The 23,689-nt window shown below is 69.0% G+C and carries 24 protein-coding genes; 23 read left to right on the top strand and 1 reads right to left on the bottom strand.

The window, feature by feature from the left end:
• From ACFYXF_RS34855 to ACFYXF_RS34835, 5 genes are read left to right on the top strand one after another with little or no spacing between them, the layout of a single operon-like run.
• Positions 1–4,833: a phage tail tape measure protein gene (locus ACFYXF_RS34855; protein WP_389355798.1), complete on the top strand. Its 4,833-nt coding sequence runs from the start codon at positions 1–3 to the stop codon at positions 4,831–4,833.
• Positions 4,833–5,732, top strand: a complete 900-nt coding sequence (locus ACFYXF_RS34850) for a phage distal tail protein (protein ID WP_389355796.1) — start codon at positions 4,833–4,835, stop codon at positions 5,730–5,732. Before ACFYXF_RS34855 ends, ACFYXF_RS34850 begins: the two co-directional genes overlap by 1 nt.
• A gap of 16 nt (positions 5,733–5,748) precedes the next feature.
• The gene (locus ACFYXF_RS34845) at positions 5,749–6,678 is read left to right on the top strand and encodes a hypothetical protein (RefSeq protein ID WP_389355795.1); all 930 of its coding nucleotides are present in this window, start codon (positions 5,749–5,751) and stop codon (positions 6,676–6,678) included.
• 57 nt (positions 6,679–6,735) lie between these two features.
• Complete coding sequence (locus ACFYXF_RS34840; RefSeq protein WP_389355793.1) at positions 6,736–7,839, top strand: hypothetical protein; 1,104 nt, start codon at positions 6,736–6,738, stop codon at positions 7,837–7,839.
• Positions 7,836–10,064 (top strand): hypothetical protein, encoded by a 2,229-nt coding sequence (locus ACFYXF_RS34835; RefSeq protein WP_389355791.1) that lies wholly within the window; start codon positions 7,836–7,838, stop codon positions 10,062–10,064. Before ACFYXF_RS34840 ends, ACFYXF_RS34835 begins: the two co-directional genes overlap by 4 nt.
• 86 nt (positions 10,065–10,150) lie before the next feature.
• Here ACFYXF_RS34835 and ACFYXF_RS34830 read toward each other — a convergent pair whose 3' ends face one another.
• Positions 10,151–11,155: a hypothetical protein gene (locus tag ACFYXF_RS34830; protein ID WP_389355790.1), complete on the bottom strand. Its 1,005-nt coding sequence runs from the start codon at positions 11,153–11,155 to the stop codon at positions 10,151–10,153.
• 309 nt (positions 11,156–11,464) lie between these two features.
• Between ACFYXF_RS34830 and ACFYXF_RS34825 the strand changes: the two genes are divergently transcribed.
• From ACFYXF_RS34825 to ACFYXF_RS34740, 18 genes are all read left to right on the top strand, one after another.
• Entirely contained in the window at positions 11,465–11,788 is a 324-nt protein-coding gene (locus tag ACFYXF_RS34825; RefSeq protein ID WP_389355788.1) for a hypothetical protein, read from the top strand.
• Positions 11,789–11,828: 40 nt separating this feature from the next.
• Positions 11,829–12,674 (top strand): peptidoglycan-binding protein, encoded by an 846-nt coding sequence (locus tag ACFYXF_RS34820; RefSeq protein ID WP_389355786.1) that lies wholly within the window; start codon positions 11,829–11,831, stop codon positions 12,672–12,674.
• Positions 12,675–12,759: 85 nt separating this feature from the next.
• Positions 12,760–12,984 carry a hypothetical protein gene (locus ACFYXF_RS34815; protein WP_389355784.1) on the top strand — a complete coding sequence of 75 codons (225 nt, stop codon included), beginning with the start codon at positions 12,760–12,762 and terminating at the stop codon, positions 12,982–12,984.
• Positions 12,981–13,223, top strand: coding sequence for a hypothetical protein (locus ACFYXF_RS34810; RefSeq protein ID WP_389355783.1), 243 nt, complete (start codon positions 12,981–12,983; stop codon positions 13,221–13,223). The genes ACFYXF_RS34815 and ACFYXF_RS34810 overlap by 4 nt, the downstream gene beginning before the upstream one ends.
• Before the next feature lie 160 nt (positions 13,224–13,383).
• Positions 13,384–13,941, top strand: coding sequence for a hypothetical protein (locus ACFYXF_RS34805; RefSeq protein ID WP_389355782.1), 558 nt, complete (start codon positions 13,384–13,386; stop codon positions 13,939–13,941).
• Between the two features lie 230 nt (positions 13,942–14,171).
• Positions 14,172–14,525 (top strand): hypothetical protein, encoded by a 354-nt coding sequence (locus ACFYXF_RS34800; RefSeq protein ID WP_389355781.1) that lies wholly within the window; start codon positions 14,172–14,174, stop codon positions 14,523–14,525.
• Between the two features lie 27 nt (positions 14,526–14,552).
• Complete coding sequence (locus ACFYXF_RS34795) at positions 14,553–15,743, top strand: AAA family ATPase (protein WP_389355779.1); 1,191 nt, start codon at positions 14,553–14,555, stop codon at positions 15,741–15,743.
• A gap of 59 nt (positions 15,744–15,802) precedes the next feature.
• Complete coding sequence (locus ACFYXF_RS34790) at positions 15,803–16,948, top strand: PD-(D/E)XK nuclease family protein (protein WP_389355777.1); 1,146 nt, start codon at positions 15,803–15,805, stop codon at positions 16,946–16,948.
• A 64-nt stretch (positions 16,949–17,012) separates the two neighbouring features.
• Positions 17,013–17,915, top strand: coding sequence for a hypothetical protein (locus ACFYXF_RS34785; protein ID WP_389355775.1), 903 nt, complete (start codon positions 17,013–17,015; stop codon positions 17,913–17,915).
• Between the two features lie 188 nt (positions 17,916–18,103).
• On the top strand, positions 18,104–18,613 hold the full coding sequence (locus ACFYXF_RS34780) for a hypothetical protein (protein WP_389355774.1): 510 nt from the start codon (positions 18,104–18,106) through the stop codon (positions 18,611–18,613).
• A gap of 87 nt (positions 18,614–18,700) precedes the next feature.
• On the top strand, positions 18,701–19,372 hold the full coding sequence (locus tag ACFYXF_RS34775; protein ID WP_389355772.1) for a hypothetical protein: 672 nt from the start codon (positions 18,701–18,703) through the stop codon (positions 19,370–19,372).
• A 65-nt stretch (positions 19,373–19,437) separates the two neighbouring features.
• Positions 19,438–19,797, top strand: a complete 360-nt coding sequence (locus ACFYXF_RS34770; protein ID WP_389355770.1) for a hypothetical protein — start codon at positions 19,438–19,440, stop codon at positions 19,795–19,797.
• A gap of 57 nt (positions 19,798–19,854) precedes the next feature.
• Entirely contained in the window at positions 19,855–21,402 is a 1,548-nt protein-coding gene (locus tag ACFYXF_RS34765; RefSeq protein ID WP_389355768.1) for a DNA cytosine methyltransferase, read from the top strand.
• Positions 21,399–21,836 (top strand): hypothetical protein, encoded by a 438-nt coding sequence (locus ACFYXF_RS34760; RefSeq protein ID WP_389355766.1) that lies wholly within the window; start codon positions 21,399–21,401, stop codon positions 21,834–21,836. Before ACFYXF_RS34765 ends, ACFYXF_RS34760 begins: the two co-directional genes overlap by 4 nt.
• Before the next feature lie 54 nt (positions 21,837–21,890).
• Positions 21,891–22,397, top strand: a complete 507-nt coding sequence (locus tag ACFYXF_RS34755) for a hypothetical protein (RefSeq protein ID WP_389355765.1) — start codon at positions 21,891–21,893, stop codon at positions 22,395–22,397.
• Positions 22,394–22,573, top strand: coding sequence for a hypothetical protein (locus ACFYXF_RS34750; protein ID WP_389355764.1), 180 nt, complete (start codon positions 22,394–22,396; stop codon positions 22,571–22,573). The genes ACFYXF_RS34755 and ACFYXF_RS34750 overlap by 4 nt, the downstream gene beginning before the upstream one ends.
• 24 nt (positions 22,574–22,597) lie before the next feature.
• Positions 22,598–23,140, top strand: coding sequence for a hypothetical protein (locus ACFYXF_RS34745; RefSeq protein WP_389355762.1), 543 nt, complete (start codon positions 22,598–22,600; stop codon positions 23,138–23,140).
• Positions 23,141–23,227: 87 nt separating this feature from the next.
• Positions 23,228–23,689 (top strand): hypothetical protein, encoded by a 462-nt coding sequence (locus tag ACFYXF_RS34740; protein ID WP_389355760.1) that lies wholly within the window; start codon positions 23,228–23,230, stop codon positions 23,687–23,689.

Genomic DNA, 23,689 nt, shown 5'->3' with positions numbered 1-23,689 from the left:
GTGGCCGGCGCCTACAACCTGTACGTCAACATGATGGCCAACTTCGGCAACCTGACGAGTGGTCTGCGCACGGGAGCAACCCAGCTCCGCGCGTTCGACGGGCAACTCGGCGGTGTCGACAACCGCCTGAACCGGGTCCAGAACGCCACCCGGCAGCTCGCCCGTGCGCAGGCGGAGGCTTCGGCGCAGATGGTGCGTTCCCAGGCCCAGGTCACGCAGGCCGCGCAGCGTGCCGCCCGGGCCCAGCAGGTAGCCGCCCGCGCGCAGGCGGTCGCCGCCCGGACATCGGCCCGCGCGCAGGCCGCCGCCGCGGCCCAGGCCGTGGCGGGGGAGCGTGCCGCCCGCGCGCAGACGCTCGCGCAGACCATGGCCGCGCGAGCCGCCACCGTCACCGGCCGGGGTGCCACGGCCGCGGCGCGCACGGCGGCCACCGCTCAGACGGCGGCGGCCCGTGCGGCACAGACCCACGCGGCAGCCCAGACCAGAACCACGGCCGTCCAGGCGGCAGCCGCCCGCGCCGCCGGCGTGGTGGCGACCTCGGAAGGACGCGCCCGCAACGCGGTGGCGGCGCGCGACGAAGCCCAGCTCGCCGCCGCCCGCAACGCGGCGGCCTCGGCGCAGCGCACCGCCCGGGCGGAGGCTGGGCTCGCCGCCGCCCGTCACCAGCGTGCCGTCTCCCTCGCCCAGACCGGGCTGATCATCAGTGCCGTCCTGGGCGTCGGGGTGGCCAGCGCCATCGGCCTGGAAAAGGCGATGGCGAACATCCTGACGATCAGCCAGCAGATCACTGGCGACACGGTCGGACAGTTCACCGACCAGATCGTGGAGCTGTCCACCGAGCTCCCGCAGACCGCCGAACAACTGGCGGAGGGCCTTTACCAGGTCGTCAGCACGGGCTTCGACGGCGCCGAGGCGATGACGATCCTGGAGATCGCCGCCCGGGGAGCTGCAGCAGGCCTGACCACGTCCGAGGTGAGCGCCCGCGCGCTGCTGGGCGTTCTCAAGGCGTACGGCCTTGAGGCGTCGGACGCGGCCGACGTCATGGACGTCATGTTCCAGACCGTCAACCTTGGCGTCATCAGCTACGAGGACCTGGCGCAGCAGCTCGGTGACGTGGTGCCGATGGCTGCCGCGGCCGGCGTGGAGTTCGACGACCTCTCCTCGGCGCTGGCCGCGATTACGCTGGCCGGTATCCCCGCCGCTGAGTCCGCGACGGCACTGAACATGCTGATGACGCGATTGATGCAGCCGACCCGGGAACTCAAGGAAGAGATCCGGGAGCTGGGGTATGAGTCGACCGCGTCCGCTGTGGAGCAGGACGGCCTGTATGTGGTGGTCAACAAGCTGAACCAGTCAGTCGGCGGCTCGGCGGAGAACCTGTCGACCCTGTGGCATGACATCCGGGCGACGCGTGCCGCGCTGGCGCTCGCGGCGGCGGACGGCAACAACTACGCGGACACGTACGCGGGCATCGCCAACGAGGTCGCGCGGGCCGGGGCCACGCAGCGGGCCTACGACATCCAGATGGACACCACCGCCGGGCAGTGGCAGCTATTCGGCAACCAGGCCCGCGCGGTGGGCATCGACCTGGGGCGAGCACTACTGCCCGCGCTGCAGGCGGTCGGTGAAACCCTCAACGTCTTCGCCGGGGCGGTCAACGGCCTTCCCGGTCCGGTGAAGACCGTGGCAGCAGGGCTGGCCGTCCTCGTCGCCACCACCCTGATCGCGCGGGCCGCGTTCGCGAAACTGAGCCTCCAAGTCACCGGATTCCGCAACAACTTGGCCGTTACCCGGGCCGGTGGTGCGCTGTTGCCGACTGTCTTGGGCGGGGCGGGCCTGGCGGTGTCCGGGCTGACCGCGCTGCTCGCGGTCGGCACCCTGGGATACGCGGCCTATACGGCGTCCAAGCAGGAGGCGAAGGACGCGACGGAGGAACTCGTCGCAGCGTTGCAGTCGGAGGGCGAGCAGCAGGGCAGCGGTCTGGCGCTGCGCAAGCTGGTCGAGCAGATCACCGGCGGGGACGACCTCGACACGCTGAAGGACGCTGGGGTGGATATCAACGATGCCGTCGACGCGATCACTTCGGGCGGAGCGAAACTGTCTGCGCTCAAGGCGCGGCTCGACCAGGACGCCCTGGAGTACAACCGGAAGGTCCTCGCCGGGGAAGAGCCCGGTGGCGTCGAGAACGTCACCAAGTTCTCCGAGGCGAAGCAGGCGCTCGACGACCGGCGCACGATCTGGAACCAGTCCATCAAGGACTACCAGGAGCGCCTGGAGCAGGAACGCATCATCGCCGCGAAGATCAAGCAGCAGGCCACCAGCAACTCGGCATGGAACCTGGACCAGCTGATCCCTCTCGACAAGAACGGCGCCCCCCAGTACACGGACGACATGAAGGCCCTGGCAACCGCCGTCGGGGACGCGGTCGACCCGTCCAGGGCGTTCAAGGACGCGCAGACCCAGGCCGGCGAGGCGATGCGCAAGGCGGGCAAGGACGCCGACGACGCGAAGGTGTCGCTTCGCGACTACATGAAGGAACTGCGCGCCCAGGCCGAGGCACAGAGGAACTTCCAGTCGAACCTGTCCGAGCTGGCCATCCAGGGCTACAGCGACCTGACGGGCCACTTCGCGGAACTCGGCGTCGACTCGGCGCCGATGCTCGCCGAGCTCGTCAAGAACCTGAAAGCGGGAAAGACGAAGATCGCCGACGAGATGCAGGCGATCGTCACCGAGGACGCCGAGCGGTCCACCGAGGCGTACAAGCAGGGTCTGGACCTGCTGCCCGCCATCGCCGCCCAGTACGGGGAGAAGATCGCCCGCGAGTGGGCGAAGGCCTCCGAGACGAACGACCCGGCCGCGTTCGCGAGGGTCACCTCGAAGATGGCGTTCAGCCAGCTCGGCGAGGCCGCGAAGGCCAGTTCGGCGGATGCGCGCCAAGAGCTGGAACGCGGTATGGAACTGATTGCGGAGGTCGCCCGCCGCAAGGGCAAGGATTCGGCCGCCGGATTCAAGAATGCTCTCCTCGACGGCCGCGTCGAGGAGGCCATGGGCACCCTGCAGTCGGTCTGGGGTGCTGACGCACAGGTGAAGGCCCCCGACCTGGCGGGTGTGGTCGGTGCTTTCCGCACGGCGGGCCTGAACGCCCGGGACTCCTGGGCGGGGATGCTCGACCTGGTCACGATCGTGTCGAAGGAAAAGGGCTCGCAGGCCGCCGCGTCGCTTACGTCCGCTCTGCTGTCCGGCGACATGGCCGCGGTCAGGACCCAGCTCGACGCCATCGGGGTCTCGGTGCAGAACATTCCTGGCAGCAAGACCGTCACCGTCAGCGTGCGGGCGAACCAGCCCCCGCCCGTGGTCGTGCCGCTCATCATCCAGCGTCAGGGATCGTCGTGGGACCGCGACGCCAACGGTGTTCCCGACTCGATCCAGGCACCCGTCAAGCAGGCCAACGGCTCGGTCCTCGACTTCTACGCCGACGGCGGCGTACGCGAACGCGAGAACCACGTCGCGCAGATAGCCCGAGCCGGCTCGTGGCGGGTGTGGGCCGAGGAAGCCGCAGGACCGGAGGCGTACATCCCGCTCGCCCACAACAAGCGCGCCCGGTCCCGGGCGATCACCGCGGAAGTCGTACGGCGCCTCGGCGGTAAGGACGTCGACTGGTACGCCGACGGCGGGTTGTCGGGCTGGTCCTACAGTCCCGCCGCCCGGCCGGAGCTGGCCTCGGTGTCGTCGATCCGTGGGGACTCGATGCGAACGGTCAAACGCCGGGGCAAGGAGGTCGAGATCTTCGACCTGGCCCTGTTCGAGAAGAACCTCGACAAGGCGTCGAAGAAGGCCGCGGCCTGGCGTCGCAACCTCGCCACCGTGGCCCGGCGCGCGGGGCAGGAGGTCGCCGACGCCCTGGAGGCCATGGGCGAGGACGGTGTGGAGCTGACCCGCAAGATGGCCACCGGCAGCTCCCGCTACGTCCAGGAGATGACGAAGGATCTGGAGCGCCTGGGCGCGGTCGCGAAGGCCACCCTGGGCGACTTCACCACCCAGTTGAAGAACGCGGTCAGGGACCAGCAGGCGTTCGAGACGAACCTTGCGAAGCTGTCGGCGCTGGGCTACGCCGACCTGGCCGGCGTGCTCGCGGAGCAGGGCGACATGGACGCGGAAGCCCTCGCGGCCGAGGCCGTGAAGTCCCGGAAGAAGGCGAAGTCCGCCAACGACGCGGCGAAGTCCGCGAACAAGACCATCCCCGACGAGGACCTCCCCGACCTGGTGGCCGTCATCGGGGCGATCAAGACGCCGAAGACTGGCCTGCACGACGTCGCCGAAGCCACTGAACTGGACGAGGACCGCGTCATCGAGATCGCCACCGTGGGAAGGGCCCGTATCCAGAACGCTCTCGGCGGCAAGTCCAGACGGTTCCTGTCCGACTTGGACAAGGCCACCAAGGGTCTCGCCTATCTCAACGGCGGCATCCTCACCCCCGGCATCTACGCCACGTCGAACGGCATCGTGCGGTTCGCCGAACCCGCCACCCAGGGGGAGGCGTTCGTCCCGCTCGGCCAGGCCCAGCGCCGCCCGGCCACCGCAGTCCTCAGCGACGTGGCCGGACGCTTCGGCTACCAGCTCACACCGTCCGGCGCCGCAGGGCCCATCCACATGGTCGACGCCCGCCCACAGTCCGGTGTGCAGGTCGTCGTCGTCCGCGAGGAGCGGCCCGCCGCGCTCGTCGGAGCCATGCCCGTGACCGTCAACGGCGGCGCCGACGCCAAAGCGGCCGACCGCGTCGGCACAGAGATCATGCGGCGCCTTCGGAACGCCCAGCGAGGAGGTCGACTCTGATGGCCACGATCACGCAGGAGTGGCAGGTCGACTTCGCCGGTGTCCTCTTGGGCCCCGGAACCCGCTACCCCGTCGGTGACATCACCGGCTTTGGCACGCCCAAAGCCCGTTCTCAGGATGTCGAGTTGCCGACCGAGGACGGCGCCTTCCCCGGCGTGGACTACTACGGCACCCAGACGGTGGCGATCGAAGCCGGCATCCGCACACCGGGCGATCCGGCCGCCGCTGGCGATGCCCTGGCTGAGCTGAAGCGTGCCGCGTCGGACCCCACGACGCGCAAAACCGCAGGGGCTTTGCAGACGCTGCGCGTGTTCTGGCCGGGCCGCGCCGGGCCCAAGCGCGTGCTGGGAAGGATTCGCGACGTCGAGCCGGTGTCCATGGCACAGGCTGTCTTCGGCTGGATCCCGTTGAACCTTGTGTTCGAAGTGACCGACCCGGTATGGCACGGAGAACCCGAGCAGCAGGTCACTCTTCCCCTCGCGCGCGGCGACGACAACGGAGGGTTCACTGCTCCCGTGACCGCGCCGATCACAACCGGCGTCTCCAATCCGGTGGAGCGTCCTGGGTGGGCGACCAACGCTGGTGACTTGCCCGCCTGGCCCTCCTTGCGGATCAAGGGCCCGGTGGTGAACCCGCGTATCTGGATCACCGAGACAGGGCGGGTCCTGGACCTGTCGCTGACGCTCGGTGAGAGCGACATCCTCCAGATCGACACCCGGCCCGGAACACGCTGGGTCCTGCGTAACGGCGGCAACGTCGCCACCGCCCTTTCCTCCGTATCCCGCCTCGACCTGTTCCAGATCCCGCCGGGGACGAGCGAACTGCGGTGGATCGGCGCGGACTACACCAACTCCACGCGCCTCACGGTGTCGTGGCGCGACGCCCACACCGCCCTGTAGAGGAGAGCACTCCCAGATGGCCTTGATACAGCCGCCCATGCTGACCCATGGCGGTACCCATCCCGCGCGCGCCTTCCGGATGATGATCCGTGACCTCGCGTCCGGGAACCAGGGTGTGACCGAAGGCAACGACCTGAAGGTCAGAGCGTGGGCGACCCCCGGTGCCGGCGTCCGCGTCGGCGACGGCTCGGCCGTCGTACGGGGCGCCGCCTGGGGCCAGGGCAGCTACACCCAGTACAACGTGGGCGATGCCTCCGTGCCGATCGCCCCCACCGGCTCGTCGGCCCGCTCAGATTTCCTGTGCCTGCGCGTGGAGGACCCTGAATACGAAGGCAACCGGAACCCGGCCGCCGACGAGATCGGCTACTTCCACGTCGTGTCCGGCGTCTCCGCCTCGACCAGAGCCGTCCCGGCCGGGATGACGGCGATCCCGCTCGCCCGGCTCGACCTGCCGGCGAACACGGCCACGGTCACCAGCGCCATGATCACCGACCTGCGGCAGATTGCGAACCCGCGCCGTGAACGGACCCTCCACACCGCCTACCCGGGCTCGCTCAGTCGACTGGTCGCGCAGAACGGCCAGTGGTACAACTGGCCGGCCGCAGCCCGCTGGAAGGTCCCCATCCCGAGCTGGGCGACGGGCGCCAAGCTGGTGGTGACCCTCGCGGGCCTGCGCCTGTCGGAGGCCGACGTGTTCGCCAACATGCAGACCGCCCTGGGCACCGACTACGGGCAGAGCACCGCCATCGACGACGACCAGGGCGCCAACATCCGCCGCAACACCGTGGTCCTCGCCGACACCATCACACTCTCCGATGCCCTGCGCGGCACCACCCAAGACCTGTACATACGTACCCAGCCCTCCAAAGCCGAGTGGGGCAACCTCGGCGTGGACGCGGCGACGTCCCTCATCGCCGACGTGGAGTTCACCGAAGGCCTCCTCTGACACGACGACACCGGCAACACCAGACCACGGCGCGGGGGAGAAGCAGGAACGCGCCCGATGGCATCGCCGTCGTACCGCTATCTCACTACCGACGCGCTCACCGACAAGGTCCTGGCCTGGGACCTGCCGCTGACCGGCGTCGAGTTCGGGCCCGCACTGTCCGCGACCGGAAGCCTCACCGGCGCGGTCGAACCGCGCCTGGCCCATCTCGTCCGCTCCCAGCTGGAGCCCGGCAATACCAAGATCTACGCTGAGCGTGACGGTCGGCTGCTGTGGGGCGGCCTGATCTGGCGCGCAGACCCCGAGGGCCAGCAGCTGAACATCGAGGCCTCCGGCTGGGGTTCCTACCCCTACCGGCGCTACGACGTCCACGGCCAGCTCAACGCGCGCGGCCCCTATACCCACGCGGACCCGTGCGAGGTCATCCGCGACGTGTGGGCGTACTGCCAGGAGACACCCGACGGCCGGCTCGGCATCCAGGTCGACGACACCACCTCCAAGGTCACCGTCGGTACCCCGGCGGACCCCTACCGGATCGACTGGTGGGACACCCCCTCGCTCGGCGACGTCGTCGCGGACATGGCCGCCGTCGAGGGCGGCCCCGAGTGGACCGAGGAAGCTGCTTGGCACAACGGCACCCCCCAGGGCCGCATCCGGATCGGGTGGCCCCGCCTCGGACGGCGCCGCACCGACATCCACTTCGAGTCCGGCGTCAACATCGTCAAGGCCGTCCCCGTCGAATACGACGCCGACAACCTCGCCCAGGTCGTCATCGCCCTCGGAGCCGGCGAAGGCCGCAACCGGCGCCGCGCCGTCGACGCCGTACGCGACGGACGGTTGCGCCTGGAACACCTCCTTGACGTACCGGGGGAGAAGGCCAACGACCGGCTGGCCGCCCGCGCCCGCCAAGAACGCGTCTCCCGCCAGGTCATCGGCGAGGTCACCGAGATCACCGTCCGCGACCACCCCGCTGCCCGCTACGGATCCTGGCAGACCGGTGACGACGTACGAGTCCGCGTCCACGACCAGTGGACCGACCTTGACGCCTGGTGCCGCATCGTCGGTTGGCAGATCCGGCCCGCCTCCGGCGAGGACCCCGAGCAGGCCGTCCTCCAGCTCCAGCGCGCAGACCGCTTCACCTACGGCGGAGGCACCACGTGAGCAGCGACATCGCCCGGCTGGCCGCCCGCGTCGCCGTCCTGGAACGGCAGCTGGCGCGCACGACCCGCACCGCACGCCTGGCGTATTCGTCCATCGAGAACGGGGCGGTCGAAGTCTTCGACGAGGACGGCTCCCTGCGCGCGATCGTCGGCCAGCAGCCCGACGGGACCAGCGGCGTCATCGCCGTCAACGGCCCGCCTCCACCGACCCCGGTGGCTCCGGCGGTGGTCTCGGTTCTCGGGGGGATCGCCGTGAACTGGGCCGGCGCGTTTACCGACGCCGCGGTCGTGCCGCTGGACTGGGCCCGCCTGGAGATCCACACAGCCGTCGTGAACGGCTTTGAGCCGACCCCGGCGACGCTGCGGGCCACCTTGGAATCTCCCCAGGGCGGCACCCTGTTCGTTCCGGCCGGCCAGCCGCTGTACGTCCGGCTGGTCGCCCGCTCGACCTCCGGCACCGCCTCCGCTCCGTCCGGGCAGGCCGGGCCGGTCGCACCCGGAGCGGTCGTGGCTGAGGAGGTCATGGACGGCATCGTGGACGAACTCGCCCTCGCCGAAGCCGCCGTGACTCGCAACAAGATCGCCGTGGGCGCGGTCGACGCCGACCGCATGGCCATCGGCACCGGCAACCTCCTTCCCGACGCCAGCTTCGAAGGCCCGTACACCGACAGCTTGATCGAAGACAACAGCGACTGGTTCACCGACAGCCCCGGCAACGCCTCGGCCCGCTGCCTGCGCGTGAACGCCGCCGCACCGCAACAGACGACCCGCAGCCTACGGCTGACGACCCTGCCCGCACTGCCGGGAGAACGGTTCTTCCTCGCGGTCGACTACAAGACGTCCGCCGACTGGACCGGGTCAGCAGCCAAGTTCTACCTGCGCTGGCTCGACGCCACCGGGGCCACCCTCGGCTTCGGCGTCGTCCAGGCACCCTCCACGCCGGCCACTGTTTGGACGCGCATCAGCGGACAGGTCCGGGCCCCCGCGAACACCGTCAGCGCCACCGTGTGGCTGGAGACCTACCAATCTGCCGCAGGCCAGGCCTACTTCGACAACGCGGAGATCCGCACCGTCGTCATCGCCGGCCTCATCCTCGCCGGATCGGTCGGCACCCCCGAACTCGCAGCCGACTCCGTCGTCGCCGAAAAAGTCGTCGCCCAGACCCTCACCGGCAGGGAGATCAAGTTTGCCTCCATCACCGGCGACCACCTGGACGTGAACTCCGCCCGGCTCGCCCTGCTCACCGCCGGAGTGATCAACGCCGGCATGCTGGACGCCGACGCCATCAACGGCAAAACAATCAAGGGCGCCATCATCACCGGCGGCGTGCTGCGCACCGCGGCGACCGGACAGCGCGTGGTCATCAGCCCCGGAAACACCAACCCGGAGACAGGATCGATCGAGTTCTACTCCGGCAGCGCCAACGAGTCCGCCCCCGCCGAACTCAACACCGCCATCGCCTACAGCTCAGAAGGCTCCGTCACTTACGAAATCCCCAGCCTCTCCCTCAGCGCCCCCATGGTGAACGGCTCGGCGCAGGAGACAGGCCTGTTCCTCCAAGCGCACGTCCCCGGCTACGCGGGCTCAGTATTCAACCTGTACGCCAACGAGTTGAGCGGCAACGGAGTGGCATACATCAACGGCTACGGCGCCGACACCTCCACTGCCGGTTCCTCCATCGAACTACATGTCCGAGACGCACCGTCCGGCTCGGCCCGGTCCACCGCCACACTCACCTCCCGCGGACTCGCCCTCGACGGCGACCTCAGCATCCACGGAAGAGACCAGGGCCGCGGGTTCGTCGCACAGCGGACCCTCACCGCGAACGTCACCTTCTCCAGCACCGAGACGGCCCTCATCACCACCGGCAGCATCACCTTCAAAACCGGCCGCGCCTACCGCGTCTCCATCTCGGCGCTCCACAGCGCGGCGAGCGACAACTACGCCCTGTACCGGATCCGGAAAAACACCGTGGCGGGGACCATCTACAAGGATCAGATCCGGATCAACAATCTCCAAGGCTCCTCAGCCAGCGCAGCCGTCACCGTCCAGACCATCCTGACCAACACCACCGGCAGCGACATCACAACAGCACTGTGCTGGAGCGGTGCTCAGGGCACAGTCGCCCAGACATGGACCATCACCGCCAGCAGCAGCAACACCGCCTACCTCCTGGTGGAGGACTGCGGCTCCGCTGACGACTACAGCGGACAGGCCATCACCTGACCGCCCCAACACAGTGATCCGGATCTGGCCCGCGCCTCACACAGCCTTGAGGACAACGGAGAGGACGGCCCGAAGCCACCTACCCGCTACATAGGTGGGCTCGGCGAGAAGAATCCGCCGATGCTTCGCGTCAACCGCGTGGCCTCCGACAGCCCGTGCAGGAAGGCCAGCAGTGCGTAGACGATCACGAGGAATGCCACCAGCGCCAGCGGCACTAGAAGTTCCGCAGGCGCCCCCAGGGAAGACAGGCCGAGGAAGGACACGATCACGATCGCTGCCGCCCACAGGCAGGCGCTTGCCAGGCGGCGCCCGTCGAGCCGGTCCGGTTCGACGGCGGCCTCCTCGGCCAGGGCCTCGGCTGGCAGCAGCTCGGTGAAACGGCCGGCGGCGATGTTGTTGGCGGTGACAGCTGCAAGTTCGGCCAACCGTTTGGCAGAGGCCGCGCGATCGGCGACAAGCCGGTCGGCTGCCTCGATGAAGGTGGCGTCGACACGGCTGAGATGCGTGGCCAGTGCGCTCCGGAGGGCGCGACGCTTGCCGAAATCTGCGGCAGCGTGGCGGGCGAGCGTCCGCAGCGGGAGTCCCAAGTGGGAGACTTGTTGGCTGAGCTTGATGCCTTCTGTGTATCGCGTGGTTGGTCGGGCGACGGTTGCGCTGGTCGTCAGCAGCTCAAGCAAGGGGTAAATCGGCCGCGAGCAGCGCGGTATGATTTCGCCCCGTTCCGCTGCCCCATTCCAATGCGCGCTGAGAACGAGCACGAACATGCCGATGGACTTCCAAAAGAAGCTGCCGTCGGGTCCCGAGGTGCAGTCTCCACTGGAAGTCGGTTCGAGCATTCCACCTGGCGTACATGCTCCGCGGTTGATCGCTATCAACAGGAGAAGAAAAGCGATCAGCGCGCCGGCGCTTTTGAGTGCTATCCGTGGAAGCTGGCCCCGCTCATACGCCAGCGCGGCGCGGATGGTGTCGACTTCCAGCTTGATGTTCAACTCCGCCGCGGCGGCTTGAGCAGCTGTCACCTGCTTCTCGACAGATCGGTGATGCTTTCGCAAAATCGGGTGTATCCAGGATGGTTGGCCTGCAGAAGCCACTTGTCTCCCCCGACTTCGACGGTGAGACAAGCCTATGAGAGTCCTCGGACGGTGGACATGGGGTTGTCCTGACTGCAGGGGCGGACCGGCTTGGTGAAGGCAGGTCCGTTTTCCGCCGGTTGACCAGTGTCGGCGCTGTCTGTGTCCTACGGCTGGGGAGAACGGGCGACCTGGCTGGCCCAGACTGCGATCGCCGATCCCTTCAGCGAATTCCGGCATGGGGGAGATCGCTGTCCTGGTCCAGCCCGCCGTTTTCAAGACCGTCATAGACTGATCTCCTGGAGGCGCGGGGCTGCCGAAGGGAGCACCGTGTCCGAGCCGCAGGGCCAGGACCCCACACCGTGGGAACTGCTGCGGACCATGCAGCAGATGCGCGACGACCTGCGCGCTGACTTCGCCGCACTCGGTGCGAGACTCGCCGAGATGGTGACAAAGATCCAGTACGACGCCGATCGGCGCGCGGACGAACTGAAGATCAAGTCCGTCGAGGACGACATCACCGCCATGAAGCGCGAGCGCGAGACGGAACGGCAAGAGGCCCGCAACGTCAGGCGGTTGGCCGTCACCGCCCTGGTCGCCCCCGTGGTGGTCGGGGTGATCGTCGCGATCGTCACCGGCAAGCTCGGACTGTAGGCTCAGAACAGCAGGCGCGGGGGAGAACAAGGAACGCGCCATGCCTGATCTTTGGCTGCCTGGAGCCGAGCGTCACCCGCTCAGCGACACCGCACCCACCGACGCGCAGTACGACCCACGCGTCATCTGGCACATCACCTGGGACAAGAACGCTACGGCCGCCAAGCCGGCTGACCTCGTGCCGTTCGACCGGCTCGTGCAGTACTTCACCGGTGGCGGCAAGGGAACTGCCCCGCATCTCCTCTGGGATCCCTTCACCGGCAGGACCGCCCAGTTCTATCCCGCGAACAGCCGGTCCAAGTCGCTCGCCGACACCACAGGCGGGACCCGGACTAACCGCACCGGACGGGTATGCCTCCAGGTCGAAACGCTCTTCTTCCCCCACTGCCGGGTAGACGGCCGGACGTACGCGACCGTCCAGGACACCCCGGCCAAGGGTCTCGACAAGATCCTGGCCTGGGCGCGGAGTTGGGGGGTCCCGGACGTCTGGCCGATGGGTTCCCCGACTTGGGAGGCGAACCGCAGCGAGCGCACCTGGGAGGCCGAAGGCGGGCACTACGGCCACGGCCAGACGCCCGAGAACACCCACACCGATCCTGGCCCGATGCCGAAATGGCCCGGTGGTACGTCGGCGCCGAAGCCGGGCCCGCCGGCGTTCCCCGGCCGCAGCGCCTTCGGCCCCGGCAAGTCGAACACCTCGATTCTCCTACTGGGGCAGCAACTCGTGCGCAAGGGCTACGGCCAGCACTACCAGGTCGGTCCCTCCCGTGACTGGGGCGAGGCTGACCGGCGCAACGTCGCCGCCTTCCAGCGAGCCCAGAAGTGGGCCGGTTCCGCCGCCGACGGCTACCCCGGCCCGGAGACCTGGCGCCGTCTCTTCGCCTGATCCACGGGCTCGAAACGCGCCAAGGCGAAACGACGTCCACCGGACGACCATTTCAGGCTCGTCTACGGCGGCAAGTGAGGCCCCGATGAACGCCGCAGAGATCATCAACCGATTTACGTTGCACCCGGCCGACACCGCCGAGCGCCGCCAGGCCCACGAGGACGTCCGCTCCGGGTGCCTGGAGCTGGCATTGATGCTGCATGCGGAGCTGCCGGCCGGCGCGGAGAAGCAGGCTGCGATGTTCCGCCTCGAAGAGGTCATGTTCTGGGCGGACGCCGCCCTCGCCCGACAACCCAAGGAGACCTTGTGAACCTGTACGTGTCTTTGATCCGTACCGGCGTCCCGGCGCTGGTGAGCTGGCTGGTGGCGCTGGCCGCCCACCACGGCCTGGGCCTCGACGCTCAGGCCCTGTCCGGGGTACTGATCCCGCTGGCCGCGTTCTGCTACTACGCGGTGTTCCGTCTGGCCGAGCACTACATGTCACCGAAGTTCGGGTGGCTGCTGGGCTACGCGAGGCCGCCGCAGTACCAGTACGACCTCGCCGTGTAGTACGGCCGACCGGCGCGGCAACGACCAAGGCCCCCACCGCGTGCGGTGGGGGCCTCGACCTCTTGGAGCATCCAGAGTAGCAGTCTTTAGAACGGTCCTGCTGACCGTTCTAGGTAGAATCTGAGTGCAGATCAGGAGGAGAGAGAGGGGGTCGGCGGTGGTGAGCAAGAAGCCGTTCCTGGCAGGCAGGCAGGAGTTCGCCGCCCTGTACGGGGTGAGGGGGCAGCAGGTCACACAGTGGTTGGGGCGAGGCGTACTGGGTTACGAGAATGCCGTGATCCTGTCGGGGTCGCCGTACTGGCTGCTGTCGTTCGTGCGGGGTTACGGCCAGACGCAGCCGAGGCCCAAAGAGCTGGACCAGCTGGTGCTACAGCAGCTGGTGGCCGCGCAGGAGCCTGGCGTGTGGGCGCGCGGCGTTGACGAGGTGCCGCCGCTGTGCGGTCTGCAGGAGGCGACGCAGTTGTTCGGCCTCTCCAGCCAGCAGAACCTGTCGGCGGTGGTGCGGCAGGGCCGGTTCGCGCCGGCGGACTACCAGCTGTCGGGGTCGCCGCTGTGGCTGCTGGACACTCTCATCGAGGCCGCCCCCGACATCCGGGCGAAGTCACGCAAGGTGATGTGGGCGATCGTGCCGCAGATCGAGGCGGCGCTGCGGCAGGGGCGCTACACCGGACCAGGCTCTGCGATAGTCCCCCGTGGGCCCGCTGCAAAGGCCTCGTGACCTGCGGAAAGTCACTCGACACGAACCATAGTTGAGATAGAATAAGAGCAGCGGCGCCGGACGGCGCCGCTGCTCTTGTCTTTGGGAGAAATGATGCACGCTGTCGCAGTTGCGGCCCGGTCGCCGACGGCCAGGTGCGGGATTCGGTGCACTTTGCTGGTTGATCGCGTCGGACCATTCGTGAAAGATATGCCACAACATTCGTATGTAGTGAATCTTTCGGGGGTGTCGTGCCCGTCTATGAACAGCAAGTGCTCGACCTGGACGACGGCATCCAGCCGGTCCAGCAGCCCGTCATTCACCCCGGCCAGCCCATCCAGCAGCGGTTCGAGGCGTTCCACGCCCTCAACCCCTGGGTGCTGCGGCATCTGGAGGCGCTGGCCGCCGACTGCGTCGCCAAGGGATTCAAGCGCGTCGGCATCGGGATGCTCTTCGAGCTCCTGCGCTGGCGCTACGGACAGGCGACCCAGGGCGACGCCTTCCGCCTCAACAACGACTACCGCAGCCGGTACGTGCGGCTCCTGATCGAACGCCACCGCGAGTGGGCGCACCTGTTCGAGACGAGGGCCCTGCGCGCCGCATGAGACCAACGACCTCTTGGAGCAGCCCAGATGGGCATCAAACTGAAAACCCGCGAACCGACCGGCATCGTGCCGTGGCCGCTCATCCTCCTCGAAGGAGACGAGGGCGCCGGAAAGACGTACTCCGCCGCCGAGTTCTCCGCCTCGAAGCGGATAGGCCAGATGTACTGGATCGACCTGGCAGAGGGCAGCGCCGACGAGTACGCGGCGATCCCAGGAGCCCACTACCTGATCATCGACCATGACGGCTCCTACCGGGACATCCTGGAGCAGATCCGCGCCGTGCACGCCGAGGCCCGCCGGGCCGCCATAGCCGGCGAGGTGCCGGTGGTGCTGTCGGTCGACTCCGGATCCTCGCTGTGGCGGATGCTCAAGTCCTGGACCAACGAGCGGGCCCGGCGCGGCAAGAGCAACGCGCAGCGGCTGCAGGACGACCCGGACGCCGCGATCGACATCGGCATGAACCTGTGGAACGACGCCACCGAGCGGTGGCTGGATGTCATCCACCTCCTGCAGACATTCCCCGGCATCGCCATCATCACCGCCCGCGGCAAGCAGATCACCGCCATCGACGACAACGGCAAGCCCATCCAGGACCGCGGTCGCGTCCTGAAGGAGTGGAAGGTCCAGGCGCAGAAGGACCTGGCATTCGACGCCTCCGTGTGGGTGCGGATGCGTCGGGGCCGCGCCCCCCAAGTCATCAAGGCCCGCTCGCTGAAGCTGCGTGTCGAGGACGGCCAACCGCTGGACCTGCCGAACTTCACCATCGAGGACCTGGTCTTCGACCGGCTCGGCTGCTCGGTGGAGTCACAGCCCCGCCAGATGCCCGCCTTGGTTGGTGACCGCGTGCAGGCGTGGCTGGACGACAACGACGTGACGGAGCTGCGAGACGTCGAGCGGCTGCGCGAGCTGTGGTGGGAGGCCGCCGAGGACGACACGGGCCTGACCCGCGCCGAGGTCGTCTCGATCCGCGCAGCGATCGAACGGAAGGTCACCGAGCTCGAGAACCCGCCCACGGAAATGGGCCAGGGCCCGCTCAGTGACGCCGACCGGCTGCGGGCCGCCGTCGAGCGCAGAGCCGAGGAAGGCGACGAAGAGCCCGAAGACGAACCCGACTCGGACCGACGCCCGGTCCGCAAGGCCCCCGCCAAGCGCACAGCCGACAAGCCGAGCCCCACCCGCAGGCGCACCCCGGCCAAGCCAGCCGCCGCCCGGAGCTGACCTGCCCTGCGGGCCGGGCCCCTACGGCTCGGCCCGCCCCACGACCTCTGGAGTATCTGATGACTGCTCAGCCTGTGGAGTTCACGGAGTCCACACCGTCCTTGTGGACGGCCGCACACGATGTCGACGCCAGACGGCCGCGTTCCCTACAGCGGCAGCTCGGCGCCTCGGACACGGTGTGCGAGCGCCGCGCCGCCTACATCGTGGCCGGGACCGCGCCGACCAACGAGAACGAAAAGCGTGCCGCGATCCTCGGCACCTACATCCACGAGGGCCTGCTCGGCGCTGCGCGCAGCGAGTACGGCTGGCTGGTGGAGAGGGCCGTCGCCGACGGCATGATCAAGGGCCACATCGACGCCGTGCAGCTCGATGAGGCGACCGCAGCCCGCGTCCCCGCTCGCCACCGTCCCAGGGTGCCCGCGCAGCACGGAGTGACGGTGGAGGACGTCAAGACCAAGTCGACGTTCCTGTGGGACAAGGTGCGCCGCTACGGGCCCACCGAGGCCGAGCTGCGGCAGGTGTACCTGTACGCCGACCTGCTGCGTACGACCGGCTTCGAGGATGTGCGCGGTCAGCGGTACCTGGCCAAGGTCGGCCCGCTGGAGGTGGCCCGGATCCGTTTCCGCTTCGTCAACCGCGACAACGGTGAAGAGTGCGTCGAGGAGTTCGCGTTCGACCCGATGGAGGCCACCCGCGCCCGCTGGTGGGTACAGCGAGTGCGTGAGCTGAACTCCCCGGAGGAGGGACGCCGCGACTTCGACGGGCCGGGCGTGGACGCCATATGCGACTACTGCCCGTTCATGACGGCCTGCTGGGGTATGCCCAAGCAGCCTGGAGCCCCCGTGCAGACGGTGCTCATCCACAACGACGCCGACCGCACCCAGGCTCTCGCCGACTACGTACGCGGACACGAGCTGGAGACCGAGGGCAAGCGGATCAAGAAGCTTGCACGCGCGAAACTCGACCTCTCTCCGGCGGGCGCGTACGGCGCTAACGAGCTGGGGTGGGGCGGCGGCAACCCCAAGTGGGACATCGACGTCGAGGCCATGGTCGATGTGCACGACGAGGCGGGCATCCCGGTGCCGATGGTGCCCGACGAGAAACGCATGGTCGACAACTTGAAGGCGGCGGGCCTGGCTGTCCCTGAGAAGCGGAGCGCCCAGACCACGCCCAGGACCATCACCGTGCGGCCCTTCAAGGCCTGATCGGATGGCCGCTGCCCGGTTCCGGCCGGAACCGGGCAGCGGCCATCCGTGGAGGGAACTTCCGTTGTCCATTCACCTGATGGTCGTCGCCGCGTACCTGCCCGAGGACGTGGTGACCCAGTCTCAGAAGCTGGCCATGATGAAGATCTGTGACTCGGCCGACGACGAGACCCGCCTGTCCAAGCCGGGCCTGCGCAGGCTGCGCGCGTGGGTCGGCGTGGGTGAAAAGCGGTGCATGACCATCGTCACCGAGCTGGTCGCCAAGGGCCTCATAGAGCGCGTGGAGACCGGCAAGGCCGGTCGCCGGGCGGTCTACCGAGTATTCCCCTTGGCGGTGCCTCCCATCCCCTCCAACGATGATCTGGAGGCCCGCTTCAAGGAGGCTGACGCCGCGCCGAAGAACCCGAGGCTGGCCCGCTCGGGCGTCGCTCGGGCAGCCCCGTCCAAGCCCGCGAGGACGTACGAAGACATCGACGCCCGGGCGCTGGCCGCCGGCGAGGGCGTGCAGCGGGCAGGGTTCCCCGGGGGGAACCCTGAGGAGAGCGACGGCAGGGTTCCCCCCGGGGAACCCTCAGGGTTCCCGCAGAGGAACCCACTGGGTTCCCCCCGGGGAACCCCTTCTTTTCCTTCTTCTTCCTCTTTCCTTCCTTCCCCCCCTCCCCCTGCAGCTGGCGTCGCAGAGGAGCCCGCTGGCTGCGCCAGGCACTCGGTCCCGGCTGCGAGTTGCCGTGCCTGCGGCACCAACCCGCGCGCCGCTCGCGCGGCCAGCCAGCGTGAGGAGGCGGAAGCGGAGCACCAGGCTCAGCAGGACTGGCTAAGCGGCTACAAGGCGGACCTCGACCGGGCGCGACGCGTCGTGCAGGAAAGGCCTGAGGATGTGGAGGCGGCTCGGCAGTTGGCGCGTCAGTTGGCCCGCCAGGGACGGGAGAAGGCTCGTGACGCCCGTTCCTCGGGAAAAAAATCTTGACCCCCACATGAAGGCAGGTAGAATAAGAGGAGTGGGGAGGGTGGGACGCTCCCCGATTGCACGGCGTCGCGCGGAGGGTCGCACGGGTGGGCGGTAGGTGATTTCGTCGCCCGCTTGATATGCCACACCACTCGAACGAACACCAAGCAGGGGAGCGCCCCCTGCCTGTCAACCGAAAGGCAAACAGCATGACGGAATCGATGATCATCGCGCAGGATGCCACGGAGGCGGTCGCCGCCGTCCTCGCCGGTCTGGCTCGCGCCTACGCGGACAACCCCCTCCCGGTGGGGGAGGGTCTGCTGGAGCTGGAGAACGCGGACCAGTCCGTGCGGGACTACCCCGAGCAGGCTGGGGCGGTGACCATCCGCGACCACGTCGTGGCGAAACTGCTGGAGCTCGCGCGCCTGCCTAGGGTCCACCGCTTCGACGGGACGACCGTCGAGGCCTACGGAGCCACCCAGTGCCGCGACGACATCCGTGACGGTGACGTCCTGGTTGTCGAGGCCGAGGGTGTCGTCGGCTTTCTCGACGCCGCCTGGCCGGTTGCCATCACCCAGGCGCACGGCGAGTTCCACGGCCTGAAGATCCCCGCCCGCGAGCACAAAGAGGGCCGCTACGCGGCCAGCGCCGAGCGTGCCGAGCAAATCGCCGCCGAGCTCGGCTTCCCCCTGGCGGCCAAGCCCGCTCGCACGGCCTGACCCACCCGGTGCGGGGCGGCGGGCAGCTCAGCCGCCCCGCATCAGATGTGCCACAACCTTGTTCCGTACGACCCGTTGGAGATCACGTTGAACTTCGCACCCCTTCCTGACCACGGCCGCGTCGGCCGCCCCGAGTGGCAGTCCCTGTGGATGCAGTACGAGCCGATCACCAGGCCGCTGCGCGCGGCCGGACTCGTCTGCGACATCGAGACCTGCGGCGGCCAGACCGTCATCTACGCCGACCTGCCTGACGGCACGCACCTGGTCATCGCCGACCACGACGCGCTGCCCGACCGCCTGGAGCAGGTCACCGGCTGGCACGTGAGACGCGGCCACCACGACAACCCGACGCACGACGGCCCCGTCTTCGACTCCACCAAGGGCGGCGAGCACGAAAAGTACGGCGCCGACATCATCTCGATGCTCGCCGCCACCGCCCTGTACCTCAAGTCACTGACCGATGCGGACACCCAGTCGGCCGGAGCCAAGCTCGGCGAGCTACTGCTGGCGACCGCGCAACGGTTCGCCGTCAGCTTCCTCGGCGTCGACTCCCAGCACGCCGGCCGAGGCCGGGTCATCACCGGCCCCTTCGACAGCCACGCGGAAGCGGTCAAGGAGTACGGCCGACAGGCCAACCTCCTCATGGAGGGCGGCTGGCACCTGGCCCACGAACAGGGCAGCACCGACTGGCCCCTGACGGTCTGGCAGCGCCGCGACGTGCTGCAGGTCGTCTTCGTCAGCCGCCAGCCCCTCCTCTGACCCCACCCGACAAGGCCCGGCCCCGCACCGAGCGGGGCCGGGCGCTCGGCCTCTTGGAGCCACCCATGACCGAACGGTCCCGCAACTTCGCCGAGGCGATGGCCAACCCCATCGACCGCAGCACCTTCGCCGACAGCCTCGACATCGCCCTCGGCGGCGGCTGCGGCCGGTGCGACACCGAGCGCGATCACCTGTGCGTCGGGTGCTCTCGCTGCCGCTGCTTCGACCACGACAACTGCACCCGGCCTGAGTCCCAGACGCAGGCCCCGGCGCCCGCCTGCTCCTGCTTCATCGCCCACGCCGTTACCTCCGACGACCGCGAGCGGATCAGCGAGGCCATCGCCTACGCCCGCGACATCGGCGACCTGCAGGCCCAGCCCCTGCTCCTGGCGCAGCTGACCGGCCCCTGCCCCGCCCGCACCTGACCTCCTCCACCCCGCGCCACCACGGCGCGTCACCCTGACCTCTCGGAGAACACCTTGTTGGCCACTCTTCCCCGCAGCCTTGAGCTGACGTTCAACGACCTGCTCGCCGGGGCCGGCGGATCCTCCTCCGGCCTGGTGGAGGCCGGTTGGCGCGGCAAGCTCGCCATGAACCACTGGCAGACCGCGATGGACTCCCACGCTGCCAACCACCCCAACATCGAACACCTGACCGCCGACGTCACCGGCTACCCGATGCGGTTCCTGCCCCGCGCTCTGCTCTTGTGGGCGTCGATCATCTGCACCGAGGTCAGCCCGGCTGGCGGCCTCGTCCACCCGACCGATCAGATCGACCTGTTCGAGATCCTCGACCAGCTCGGCGACGACGACGATGCCGAGTCGTGGAAGGCCCTGACGCCGGAAGCGTTCGAACGTACCCGGGCGACCGCCTGGTGCGTGGTGCGGGCGTGCGAGGCCAAGCGGTTCCCGTACGTCGTGATCGAGAACGTCGTCGAATTCGCCCAGCTCTGGGTCCTCTTCAAGACCTGGGTGAAGGCCATGACGGAGCTCACCTACGAGCCCCCGCAGATCCTGTGCGCCAGCTCCGCGCATGTCGGCGACGACGACAACCTCCGCGCCCCGCAGTGGCGGGACCGCATCTACATCGTCTTCCGCCTCAAAGGCATGCCCAAGCCGGACCTGGAGCCCCGCCCCCTGGCGTTCTGCTTCGAGTGCGGCAAGGACATCCGCGCGAAGAAAGCCTGGTTCGACCCCAGGAACCGCATCGGCAAGTACCGGCGCGACTACAACTACCGCTGCCCCAACCGCCGTTGCCGCCACGCTGTCGTCGAGCCGTACGTGCGTCCGGCCGCCTCCGTCATCAACTGGGACGACCTGGGTCAGCGCATCGGCGACCGCAAGAAGCCGCTGGCGGACACCACCATGGAGCGCATCCGCGCAGGCCTGGTCAAGTTCCCCCACACGCCGTCCTCGGTGACCCTCAACCACGGCAAGGACGGCACCGACCGGGCTTATGCAGTGGCCGAGCGGCCGTTTACCACCCGCACCATCAAGCAGGGCGACGCGCTGCTCGTGCCGACCGGTGGGAGCTGGAACACCGCCTGCAGCGACGTCGCCGACCCGATGCGCACCCGGATGACCCGCGAGAGCGAGGCACTGGTCACCGTCGACCCCGAGCCGTTCGTGATCACCTATCGGCAGAATGCCAACCCGGCGCTGGCCACCGAGCCGGTCACCACCGTCACCGCTCAGGGCAACCATCACGGCCTGGTCGTCCCTGGCGGGCCGGTCCCGGCCGAGCTGCGCAACACGCTGGTCATCCCCTACCGCAAGGCCGCCGTCAAGACAGCCGCCGAGCCCGTTCACACCTTGACCACCCGCGACTCGGCGGCGCTTCTTCGCTCAGCGCCCGCGGCGGAGGATTGCGGCTTCCGGATGCTCAAGCCCCGCGAGCAGCTGGAAGCCCAGCGGTTCCCTCGCGGGTACATCGTCCTCGGCACCCAGGCCGAGCAGACGGCGCAGGCCGGTGGCGCGGTGTGCCTCAACGTCGCCCGGCACATCGGCGAGTCCATCACAGCCGTCCTGTGAGCGGCGGCTGGACCCTTCGCGCGCCTTGCCGCGGCCAGGACGGCTTCACCGTCAATGAGGACGATTGGACCAACGGAGGCGACCTCAAGCGCCTGTTGGGGCCGCAGCTTGCCACGTGCGGGCCGTGCCCGTACCGCGCCGTGTGCATCGCAACCGTCAAGCCTGCCCAGGCCAAGTTCGACGGGATCGCCGGCGGGCGCTTGTGGTGCAACGGCGAGGTCATCGCCGTCCTCGACGACGTGTTCGAGGGGGAGTTGGCCGAGCCCAAACTGCGCGCCTCGTGCGGCACCGAGGCCGGAGCCAAGGACCACAAACGACACGGCGAACGCGTCTGCCCCTCCTGCCGCCAGGGCGCACGCGAAATGGCCGCACGCCGCAAGACGGACAAGGCCAAGGAGCCAGGGCAGCTGCAGCTGGACTTCGGTACCACCTGACCGACCCACCCGCTCCCGCCCGGGGGGCGGGTCCCACCTCGCCTTGGAGAGACCATGCCCCACCCCACCACCGCGCGCCCGATGCGCCAAGTCCTACAGCCGATGATCGCCGGCGCGGTCCTGGCCAGCGCCCACCCCGGCCTGGCCGCCGACAGCATCGAGGTCGATCACCTCGGTATCGCCACCGGCGACGACCCGCTCGGCCTGCGCGTGTTCCTGTACCACCCCGGCGACAACGTGTACGAACAGTGGGCCCGCGCGATCGACGCCACCGACTTTGGTGCTCCCCGGCCCACCAGCCGCCCCGGCGAGCTTTCCCACACGATGACTGGCCATATCGGCGGGACCCCCATCGAGGTCAACTGTGTGAGCCTGCGCGGCGAGTGGGTGTGGCGCACCAGCACCGACAGCGGCGTCCACAAACGCGACCACGCCAAAGACGGGTCGGTGGCCGCCTGCGGCGCCCTGATCACCGGGGTCGCCGACCCCACCCACTGGGAGGCACCCGCCCGCCGCTGCCCCGGCTGCCTGAGTGCCGAGACCCAGGCGGACGTGCGGTGATCCGCACCAAGGGCCGTGCCTGCACTGGCAAACGCCGCCACGCCGCCCGCGAGGAGGCCGAGGACCACCGCAACCGGCTGATCGCCAAAGGCGCCGTACGCCTGGCCGCCTACCCGTGCCGCAACCGCGCCTGCGGCGGCTGGCACGTCGGCCACCTCCCCAAGCCCCGCACCTGACCGACAACACCTCTTGGAGACACCATGAACCACATCACCGCCCTCGCCGCACGCCTGGGAGAACGCGCCGCCGGATCGTGGCATGAAGAGGCCGCCGTATGGCTGCTCGCCTCGCACGGCCACTGGCTGCCCCAGCTGGAGCGCATCCGCCTGATCCACAACGACGGCGACGGCCAGTCCCGCATCGCCTGGCGGCGGGTGGCCTCCGCATGCCTGTCCGCCGGCGACGGCCCCCTGACCGGTGACCTCTCGGAGTGGCAGGTCCTGCGCCTGGCCTGTGTCCTGACCGGACGTCACGTCCTGTCCATGGCCAACCTCAACTTGCTGGACGAGCCGAACAGACGCCTCGCCCTGCACGCGATGGCGTGGGCGTCCGGCGGCCGCACATGGGCCGCGAGCCTCGCCCTGCTGCCGCCCGAGCACGACGCCCAGGCTCCCTCGGCCCGCGTGTGGTGCGAGGCGCACCCCGGCCTCCACAGCGCGACCGCCGAATGCCGCGACGCGCACTATGTCGGGCCCGCCGGACCCGAACCGCAGGTCGGACACCCCCACCGCGTCACCGACTGACCCCCTGATCCGGGTCATGCCCGCGGTGAGAACCCCGCAGGCGTGGCCCGGCACCCATCCAACTTCTTGTAGAGGAGCAGAGCCACCATGGACACTCTCCGTCGCGGCCAGCTGGCCAAGGACGTCCTGCAGTACGCCGTCAACCGCAACTACGACCGAGCCATGCAGGTGATGGACGAGATAGCCGCAGCCAGCACCGGCCGTCAGATGTACGGCGTGTGCTGCATCTTCGCCGCAGTCGGACGGCAGAGCCTCGTCCGCCTGTATGGGCACCCCAGCCCCGAGGGCCTGTGGGCGCTGGCTGCACCCGACCCGGACGACGCCTGCGCCCAGCACCCGGCGCACCTCTTCTCCCTGCGGTTCATCACCGCCTTCGCCAACCGCGACATGCCGACCTGCCAGGCCCTGTACCTCGCGGCGGCCAGCGCCAACGCCGAGGACTACTCGCACTCCCTGGCCGCGCTGATCGGCGACGTCGCCCACCTGGCCCGCGTCGCGCTGGAGGAGCTGGCCCGAGACGGCGAGACGCCCGCCCCGCACCCGTACTGA

Source organism: Streptomyces sp. NPDC002680, assembly GCF_042889145.1.
Classification (GTDB): Bacteria; Actinomycetota; Actinomycetes; order Streptomycetales; family Streptomycetaceae; genus Streptomyces; species Streptomyces adonidis.
This window is presented reverse-complemented; position numbering and strand designations above follow the sequence as displayed.

What these genes read in the sequence shown, in the direction of transcription:
- ACFYXF_RS34850 (WP_389355796.1), top strand. Translation starts at nt 4,833, where the DNA reads ATGGCCACGATCACGCAGGAGTGGCAGGTCGACTTCGCCGGTGTCCTC.
- ACFYXF_RS34840 (WP_389355793.1), top strand. Translation starts at nt 6,736, where the DNA reads ATGGCATCGCCGTCGTACCGCTATCTCACTACCGACGCGCTCACCGAC.
- ACFYXF_RS34820 (WP_389355786.1), top strand. Translation starts at nt 11,829, where the DNA reads ATGCCTGATCTTTGGCTGCCTGGAGCCGAGCGTCACCCGCTCAGCGAC.
- ACFYXF_RS34745 (WP_389355762.1), top strand. Translation starts at nt 22,598, where the DNA reads ATGAACCACATCACCGCCCTCGCCGCACGCCTGGGAGAACGCGCCGCC.
- ACFYXF_RS34770 (WP_389355770.1), top strand. Translation starts at nt 19,438, where the DNA reads ATGACCGAACGGTCCCGCAACTTCGCCGAGGCGATGGCCAACCCCATC.
- ACFYXF_RS34740 (WP_389355760.1), top strand. Translation starts at nt 23,228, where the DNA reads ATGGACACTCTCCGTCGCGGCCAGCTGGCCAAGGACGTCCTGCAGTAC.
- ACFYXF_RS34790 (WP_389355777.1), top strand. Translation starts at nt 15,803, where the DNA reads ATGACTGCTCAGCCTGTGGAGTTCACGGAGTCCACACCGTCCTTGTGG.
- ACFYXF_RS34845 (WP_389355795.1), top strand. Translation starts at nt 5,749, where the DNA reads ATGGCCTTGATACAGCCGCCCATGCTGACCCATGGCGGTACCCATCCC.
- ACFYXF_RS34815 (WP_389355784.1), top strand. Translation starts at nt 12,760, where the DNA reads ATGAACGCCGCAGAGATCATCAACCGATTTACGTTGCACCCGGCCGAC.
- ACFYXF_RS34780 (WP_389355774.1), top strand. Translation starts at nt 18,104, where the DNA reads ATGACGGAATCGATGATCATCGCGCAGGATGCCACGGAGGCGGTCGCC.
- ACFYXF_RS34755 (WP_389355765.1), top strand. Translation starts at nt 21,891, where the DNA reads ATGCCCCACCCCACCACCGCGCGCCCGATGCGCCAAGTCCTACAGCCG.
- ACFYXF_RS34795 (WP_389355779.1), top strand. Translation starts at nt 14,553, where the DNA reads ATGGGCATCAAACTGAAAACCCGCGAACCGACCGGCATCGTGCCGTGG.